The following is an 8,202-nucleotide window of genomic DNA, read 5'->3' on the forward strand; positions in this document are numbered from 1 at the left end:
CCCTAAAATCGGGCCTGAAAGCGTCGCAGGATTGGCGGGGCTTTTTGGCAAAATGAATAAGCCGTTTCCCTCATGTGCCCGACTTATTCGAGCATCGATCCTTACCTTAAAAGCACGTGCTGGAATAACCTTATTCGTAGACCCTGAGCCCCGCGCGGTCATCGGAGCACTGCGAGAGCGATGCGAGATGCTCGAAGAGGCTCGGTGGGTACATAGAAAGCCGTCGCGCTGGAACAGGGTGCGGTTGGTCAGCAGCGGCGCGTTGCCGCCGCTGAAGCGGCGCGAGCGATCGGCCACCGCGATGATCGAGCCGATGCGCAGTTCCGACGGCAGCCCGGTGCGGCCATTGGTGCCGCCGCGGATGATGAATTGCTCGGCACCGGCTTCCCAACGCACGCAATCGCGTGCGTACAGCGTCGCGGCAGTCTGCCAACGGATCCAGCTGACCGGCATCCCACCAATATCCAGCTTGAGGATCGAGGGCATCATGGTCTTGACTTTAGCCGGTTTCCAAAGGCGTGTGTTCAAGCAAGAACCATGCGCCCGTGATGTTGCAGCAAGGCGTCGGCGCTTCCCCCGCAGCGCCCAGGCCTCAGCCGCAAGGCCTTGACGATGACGGCACGTCCTCGTGCGGAATCCGGTCAGACGATGCACCACCGCTTCGTACCGAACGGTAACATCCAGCTTCGGCCCGCAAGCTTCGCTGCCTTGCATTCACTTGCGGCTGCCCCACCTTGCCCTCACCTGGCAGTCATTCGGGAGTGACCCATGAAGATCCTGCACACGATGCTCCGAGTCGGCGATCTCGACCGCTCGATCCAGTTCTACCAGGACGTGCTCGGCCTGAAACTGGTCTCGCGTCGCGACTATCCGGAAGGCCGTTTCACCCTGGCGTTTCTCGGCGCTGAAGATCGCGTCGATGGCGTGCAGCTTGGCGCCGAGCTGGAGTTGACCCACAACTGGGATACCAAGCGCTACGAGCTAGGCACAGCCTATGGTCACGTCGCGCTCGAAGTGGCAGACGCCTATCAGGCCTGCGACATGGTCAAGGCGCGCGGCGGCAAGGTGGTGCGTGAAGCCGGGCCGATGAAGCACGGCACCACGGTGATCGCCTTCGTCGAAGACCCGGACGGTTACAAGATCGAATTCATCCAGTGCAAGTCCGGCCAGGATGCTGGCGCGGCCCGCGCTGCCTGAACGATCAGCCATGAATCCGGAACGGCCCGGCGCAGACACAATGCCCGCCGCGCCCGGACGATTGGCGCATGATCCGCAGCCTCGCTACCTGGCTGCCCTTAGGCCCCGGCCGTGTCGCCCTGCGACGACTGCCGATCCGGCCCTGACCCAGCCCTCATGGAGAGCCTCTGATGAATATCGTCTGTGATCTTCCTGCTGCCGCACGACGCGCCGACCACTCCGGCTTCCCCGACCCTGCCCGCGACCTGAACCCGACCAGCGATGGGCCGCAGGAAGCAGTCTTCGCGGCCGGCTGCTTCTGGTGCGTGGAAGCGGTGTTCGAGCGCCTCGATGGCGTTTCCGAAGTGATTTCCGGCTATGCCGGCGGCAGTGCCGACAGCGCCAACTACGAGGCCGTCTGCACCGGCCGCACCGACCACGCCGAGGTCGTCAAGATCGTCTACGACCCGGCCGTGATCAGCTATGGCGCGCTGCTCAAGGTGCTGTTCGCCGTGGCCCACGATCCAACCACGCTCAACGCCCAAGGCAACGACCGCGGCCGTCAGTATCGTTCGGCGATCTTCTTCCACGATGAGGCCGAGCGCGACGTGGCCGCTGCCTACATCGCCCAGCTGGAAGCCGCGAAGGTGTTTCGCAGCGCTATCGTCACCGCGCTGGTGCCACTCGACTCGTTCTTCACTGCCGAGGTCTATCACCAGGATTACGCGGTGCGAAATCCCGGCCAGCCGTATATCGCCGGCGTGGCGCTGCCGAAGGTCGACAAGCTCGAACACAAGTTCGCCGACTACGTCCGCAAGTAACTCTATTTTTTTGGAAATCAATCATGGCCAAACCAGAACCCGTCATCGTCAATCCGCCGGTCCCGCCGTCCGCCAGCGGCTACGATCTGCGTCCGATCAGCCCGGCGCTGAAGACCGAGCTGGCGCAATCGCTGACTGCCGAAGAGCACCGTGTGCTGCTCGAGCACGGCACCGAGCGCGCCTTCTGCGGCCAGTTCACCGACAACAAGAAGGCCGGCACCTACGCCTGCCGCCTGTGCGGCCTGCCGCTGTTCCGCTCGAACACCAAGTTCGATTCCGGCACCGGCTGGCCGAGCTTCTTCGAGCCCTACGATCCCGCGCACATTCGCAGCATCACCGACCGCAGCTACGGCATGGTCCGCACCGAAGTGCGCTGCCAGCGCTGCGATGGTCACCTCGGCCACGTGTTCAACGACGGCCCCAAGCCGAGCGGCCAGCGCTACTGTCTGAACTCGGTATCGATGGCCTTCTTCGAAGAAGGCCAGCCGGTGCCGCAGCACACTGATCTGGTCTGAACCGCAATCCGGGCACAACTAGCGGGAAGCAAGATCGTAGGGTGGGCAGATGAAAGCTGCCCACCATGCCCCTAGCGCCGCTTGAACGTCACCACCAGCACATCGCGATAGGCCGGCTGGCTAGGGTCCAGCGCTTCGACTGGCGTCACGCCATGGCGCACGCGGGCATCGTCGACGAGGGCGGCGTCGAAGGCGTCGGTGAGGGTGAAGCTGCCGAGCGTGTTGCCATCCGCATCGATGATCGTCGTCGTGCCTTCAGCGATGTTGTGGCGGCGGATCATCAGCACCAGCACGTGATCGACGCCATCGCGATGCGCGCCTTCCGGTGTCGGCTGGCCGGCGATGCCGGGGCCGGCTTCGATGCGGAACTGGTGGACTTCGACTTTCCAGTTCGCGACCTCCGGCGACAGCCGCCCGAACAGGCCGGCGCACCAGCGCAGGATGGTGCTCAAGCTGTCACCCGCACCGATCGCATCGCTCACCGGCTCGAACCAGCGCGCGACACCGCCGTTCAACGGGTTGTATTCGAGGCCCTGCCAGTGCGGCTGATGCGCCTCGCGCGCCAGCTTGCCGGCGGCTTCGATGGCGTACACCGCATGGCGGCGACGGCGATAACGGCCGCCGTCGGCCATGAAGCTGTCGAGCGCGAGATCGTTCCAGCTGCCGCTGAACTCGGCCCAGTCGGCCAGCGAACCGGCGGACAGCAGCGCGCCCTGCATCGCCGCACCGGCGACGAAGGCATAACCCTCCGCCGCAATCGCCGCCCGCAGCCTGGCCGGCGACGGCAAGGCGATCACGGCAGGACGGTTCGGGGCGAGGCTCATGGCGGACGCGGATTATCCGCGAACGCGCGACGCCGTGAATGGAACGTCGAAAGCCGGGTCGATCAAGCCTTCTTCGCCTTGACGAAAAAGGCCAGCAGCGACGGCAGCAGGATCAGCGCGCCGAGCATGTTGACCAGGAACATGAAGCTCAGCAGCAAGCCCATGTCGGCCTGGAACTTCAGCGCCGAGAACGCCCAGGTTGCAACACCGAGGCTCATCGTCACCGCGGTGAACGCCGCCGCTGCACCGCGTTCCTTGAGCGCGATGAAGAAGGCTTCGACCAGGGTCTTGCCGTGGTGCAGGTGCACTTCGATGCGGTCGTACAGGTAGATGCCGTAGTCGACGCCGACACCGACGCCGAGCGCGACCACCGGCAGGGTCGACACCTTCAAGCCAATGCCGAGTACGGCCATCAGCGCATTGTTCAGCAGCGAAACCAGCGCCAGCGGCAGGATGATGCACAAGGTTGCGCCGAACGAGCGGAAGGTCAGCAGACACATCAGGGTGATGGCGCCGAAGATCGCTGCCAGCTCGTGCTTGTCTGCTTCTTCGACGGCTTCATTGGTCGCCGCCATCACGCCGGCATTGCCGGACGCCAGCTTGAACTCGACCAGCGGCGCGATCTCCCTGAACTCGCTGCTCGGCGCATGGAACTCGGTGTTCCAGTCCTTCACCGACTGGACGATGTGAGCCAGCGTTTCGCCCTGGTGATCGCTGGTGAAGAACAGCATCTGCATCGCCGAGCAGTCCGAGTTCAGCAGGCCGGTGCCGGTGTCGATCGGCGTCACCGCCTGGGCCAGCACATCGCGATTGCGCGCCAGCACCCGCCAGCGCAGCGAGCCTTCGTTGAAGCCGGCGTTGACGATCTTGGCCATGCTCGGCAACGAAATGGCGCTGGCGATGCCAGCGACGTTCTTCATCTTCCACTCGAAGGCGTCCATCGCATCCATCACCCGGTGATCGGTGCAGGCGCCGTCGATGTCATGGGTCTGGACGACGATCGAGATGACATCGACGCCGATCTTGAAGTTGCTGGTGATCGCCGCGTTGTCGCGGTTGTAGCGCGAGTCCTCGCGCAACTCCGGCAGGCCCGAGCCGAGATCGCCCACCTTCTGGCCGCGCGCCAGCGCGAAGCCGACGACCAGCAGCACGACGCTGCCGGCAATCGCCCAGACCGCCGTACGGCGCTCGGCGAAATGCGAGCAGGCACGCCAGATCGGCTCGAAGCTTTTCTCCTGCGCCTGCTTGGCAGCCAGCGTCTTCTGATCGATGCGCAGATAGGTGAGCAGGATCGGCAGCACCATCTTGTTGGTGACGATCATCAAGCTGACGCCGAGCGTGGCGGTGATGCCCAGCTCGCGAACGATGTCGATCTCGATCAGCATGATCACCAGGAAGCCGAGCGCATTGGTGACCAGCGCCAGGGTTCCCGGGATGAACAACTGCGAGAACGCGAAGCGCGAAGCATCGGTGGCGTCGTAGCCGTCGGCGATCGCGTCCTTCCAGGCGTTGGTCATCTGCACGGCATGGCTGCAGCCGATCGAGAAGATCAGGAACGGCACCAGGATCGACAGCGGATCGATGCCGTAACCGGCGAGCGGCAAGGTGCCCAGCAGCCACAGCACCGGCAGCAGCGCGCAGACCAGCGCCACACCGGTCAGCTTGGCCGACTTGGTGTACCAGAGCAGCAGCAGTGCGGTGATCACGAAGGCGATCAGGAAGAAGGCGATGACGCCCTTCGCGCCGTCGGTGATGTCACCCACGGCTTTCGCGAAGCCGATGATGTGCACCGTGATGCCGTCCTTCTGGTACTTCGCACGCAGCGCTTCCAGCTCGGCGGCGATGCGCGGGTAGTTCAACTTCTCGCCGGTTTCCGGATCGACATCGAGCAGATCGGCGCGGATCAGCGCGCCGTGCAGATCGTTGGACACCAGGCGGCCGACCAGCCCGGCCTTCTGCACGTTGCGGCGCACGGTTTCGAGATCGTCCGGCTCACCCTGGAAGGTGGCCGGGATGACATTGCCGCCGGCGAAGCCGCCTTCGACGATCTCGATGAAGCGCACGTTCGGCGTGAACAGCGACTGCACGGTCGGGCGATCGACGCCCTTGATGTAGAACAGGTCATCGGTCGCCGCTTTCAGATCGGCCATGAAGGCCTTGTCGAAGATCGTCGCTGCTGCGCTGCCGTCGGCTGCTGGCTCGCGGATCAACGCGACGATGATGCGATTGGCACCGCCGAAGGTCTGTTCGTAGTCCGTGAACGTCTTCATGTACGGATGTTCGAGCGGGATCATCTTCTTGAACCCGGCGTCCACCTTCAGCCCGCTCGCCGACCAGGCGAGGAACACGGTGAGCGCCGCGAAGATGGCGAGCATCAAGGCGCGATGGTTGAACAGCAGGTTCGACAGACCCTGGATCAGGCCGCCGAGCGGCCCTTCGATGCGCGGCAGATCGGCCGTGGTCTTGCGCGGCGTCGGCGTCATTTGGCAGCTCCTGCAAGTTCGAGGACGCTGGTGCCGGCTTCACCGAACAGCAGCGCATGCGCGGCATCGAGCGGCAGCGCCGTCGAATACGCTGCGACCTTGGCGGGTGCCAGCGGCGCGAAAGTCTTGCCGGCATCGCGGCTGATGCGCACCGTGCCGGCGGAGCCGACCAGGGTGACGCTGCCATCGGCGCCAACGCCACCGCCGAGCAAGGTCACCGGGCCGGAACCTTCGGCCGCCGTCCAGGTCGCTCCGGCATCGCTGCTGACGAAAGCCTGGCCGCGCAGGCCGTAGATCATCAAGCCTTCGCTGCCGATCGCCAGCGCGCCGAAGTAGGAACCTTCATAAGGCGGCTTCGCGGCGGTCCAGGTGGCGCCGGCGTCGGTGGAGATCAGCAGGCTGCCGGATTCACCGACGATCGCCAGCTTGCCGCTGCCGAACGCGGCGATCGCGTTGAGGTGACGATCGTCCTCGCCTTCGGTGATCTTTCGCTTAGTCCAGGTGGCACCGCCGTCCGTGGTTTCCAGATAAAGCCCATAGGCGCCGATGGCGATCGCATTGGCAGCGTCGCGCGCATAGATGCCGAGCAGCGGCTCTTCTTCATCCGGAGCAAAGCGCTGCTCGTGCCAGCTTGCGCCGCCGTCGGTCGTTGCCGCGATCAGGCCGTCGTGGCCGATCACCCAGCCGGTCTTGTCGTCGGCGAAGCGGACACCAGTGAGCATGGTCCGGCGCAGGCCAGCACCGCGCTGCCAGCTCGCGCCTTCGTCGTCCGAAGTGATCGCATAGCCATGCTCGCCGACGGCGACGATGCGCTTGCCGGCGTGCGTCGCATCGTTCAGCAGCAGTCTCTCCACCGTGGCTTTGGCGACCGGCCCGGCTATCGACAGCACGGCGGGTGTCGCTGCAGCGGCCGGCTCCTGCGCCGTCACTTGCAGGACGGCGATCAGCGCGCTTGCGCCAAGCAGTCCGGCCAGCATCAATCGTTGCGGCTTGCGCATCGACGTTCTCTCAATGTTCGTTGAAGGTTGAAACGAACAGGGCCGGCGGGATGCCCGTCGGCCCTGGTCATCATTGCAACGAGGGCTTATTCAAAGCCGATCAGCGAACGCCCGACTCGCGCAGCGAAGCCGGCGTGAAATCGGCGGCTGTCAGCTTCGAAGGCGCGTACATCTTGTCGTCACCGGTGCGCACGCCGAGCGCCAGATAGCGGCCCGATTGCAGATCGCTGTGCACTTCGACGGTGCCGAAGGTCATCGGCACGTCCCAGAGCTGGATCGAGTGGTATTCGCCGGTGCGGAACAGTTCGCCGCGGCCGTCGTACTTGTCGACCAGCACCGGCGTCCAGGTGTCTTCGTCGAGATAGAAGGTGCGCCGCGCGTAGAGATGCGAGGTGCCCTTCTTCAGCTTGGAATCGACCACCCAGACCCGGTGCAGCTCGTTGCGCACCAGATCAGGATTGAGATGGCCCGGGCGGGTGATGTCTTCCAGCTTGGCGCCGCTCGACAGCTTGTAGCTGTTGTACGGAATGTAGATTTCCTTCTTGCCGACCAGTTCGAAATCGTAGCGGTCGGTGGCACCGTTGTAGATGTTGAAATCATCGTTGGTACGCAGGCCATCGGCGGCCGTGCCCGGATTGTCGTAAGCGACGTTCGGCGCCTGACGCACGCGGCGCTGGCCGGGGTTGTAGGTCCAGGCCGAGCGGAACACCTTGGTCTGGTCCAGCGGCTCGTGCACCAGCAGCACCGAACCGGCCAGACGCGCAGGTGCCACGATGCGCTGCAGGAAGTAGAACAGCAGATTGTCGGTGCGCTCGGACGGCTTCTTGTTCAACGAACCGAACTGGAAGTCGAGCTGGTACTGGAAACGTACCGGCGTGTAATCGCCGCCACGGGTCACGGCCAGCTGGACGTTGTCGGTCTCGTAGGTTTCGCCGCGATAGCGGGTCAGCGCATTCCAGATCGCTTCGTTTCCGTTCTTGGGCGTCGGGAACGGCAGACCGCCATTGACGCCGAGCACGCCGTTGCCGGAGTCCGACAGCTTGGCCTTGCCGGCATTGCCCTTGGTCTCGTCGTAATAGCCCTTCGGATAGAGGCCGGTGCGATGCGTCGGGTAGACGTTGATCTTGTAGGTCGGATACTTCTTGAACGTCGCCAACTGGCCGGGTGTCAGGTTCGCCTTGTGCTCCTCGGCATTGGCGGCGGTGATGACCAGAGTCGGCTTTTCCGAGGCGAACGGATCCGGATAGAGGATGCCCGGCTTGAAGCCGGCCGGTGCCTTGAGGACTTCGCCGGTCCAGGCGGGAATGCTGCCGGCCGGGTTGGCGCCTTCGTCGGCGCCCATCACGGTCAGCTCCTGGGCCGATGCCGAGAACGCGGTCATCGCA

8 protein-coding genes are annotated in these 8,202 nt (G+C 64.4%); 3 read left to right on the top strand and 5 right to left on the bottom strand.

Going from position 1 to position 8,202, the window contains the following annotated elements:
* The coding region (locus Q0D45_RS19475; RefSeq protein ID WP_366946509.1) for an HNH endonuclease at nt 1–489 on the bottom strand (489 nt) is incomplete at its 3' end.
* 279 nt (nt 490–768) lie between these two features.
* Between Q0D45_RS19475 and gloA the strand changes: the two genes are divergently transcribed.
* From gloA to msrB, 3 genes are all read left to right on the top strand, one after another.
* Complete coding sequence (gene gloA, locus Q0D45_RS19480) at nt 769–1,197, top strand: lactoylglutathione lyase (protein ID WP_293396938.1); 429 nt, start codon at nt 769–771, stop codon at nt 1,195–1,197.
* 170 nt (nt 1,198–1,367) lie between these two features.
* Nucleotides 1,368–1,997 carry a peptide-methionine (S)-S-oxide reductase MsrA gene (gene msrA, locus Q0D45_RS19485; protein ID WP_293396941.1) on the top strand — a complete coding sequence of 210 codons (630 nt, stop codon included), beginning with the start codon at nt 1,368–1,370 and terminating at the stop codon, nt 1,995–1,997.
* A 23-nt stretch (nt 1,998–2,020) separates the two neighbouring features.
* Nucleotides 2,021–2,512 (top strand): peptide-methionine (R)-S-oxide reductase MsrB, encoded by a 492-nt coding sequence (msrB, locus tag Q0D45_RS19490; RefSeq protein ID WP_293396944.1) that lies wholly within the window; start codon nt 2,021–2,023, stop codon nt 2,510–2,512.
* Nucleotides 2,513–2,583: 71 nt separating this feature from the next.
* On the opposite strand, the gene Q0D45_RS19495 is transcribed toward msrB, so the two are convergent.
* The 4 genes from Q0D45_RS19495 to Q0D45_RS19510 form a co-directional block, all read right to left on the bottom strand.
* Nucleotides 2,584–3,231, bottom strand: a complete 648-nt coding sequence (locus Q0D45_RS19495; protein ID WP_366946510.1) for a 2OG-Fe dioxygenase family protein — start codon at nt 3,229–3,231, stop codon at nt 2,584–2,586.
* Between the two features lie 167 nt (nt 3,232–3,398).
* Complete coding sequence (locus Q0D45_RS19500; RefSeq protein WP_293396950.1) at nt 3,399–5,819, bottom strand: MMPL family transporter; 2,421 nt, start codon at nt 5,817–5,819, stop codon at nt 3,399–3,401.
* Nucleotides 5,816–6,817 carry a YCF48-related protein gene (locus Q0D45_RS19505; protein WP_293396953.1) on the bottom strand — a complete coding sequence of 334 codons (1,002 nt, stop codon included), beginning with the start codon at nt 6,815–6,817 and terminating at the stop codon, nt 5,816–5,818. Before Q0D45_RS19505 ends, Q0D45_RS19500 begins: the two co-directional genes overlap by 4 nt.
* 100 nt (nt 6,818–6,917) lie before the next feature.
* Nucleotides 6,918–8,202: DUF1329 domain-containing protein (locus tag Q0D45_RS19510; RefSeq protein ID WP_293396956.1), on the bottom strand; the 1,285-nt coding region annotated here is incomplete at its 5' end.

Source organism: Nevskia sp. (genome assembly GCF_023266035.1).
Classification (GTDB): domain Bacteria; phylum Pseudomonadota; class Gammaproteobacteria; order Nevskiales; family Nevskiaceae; genus Nevskia.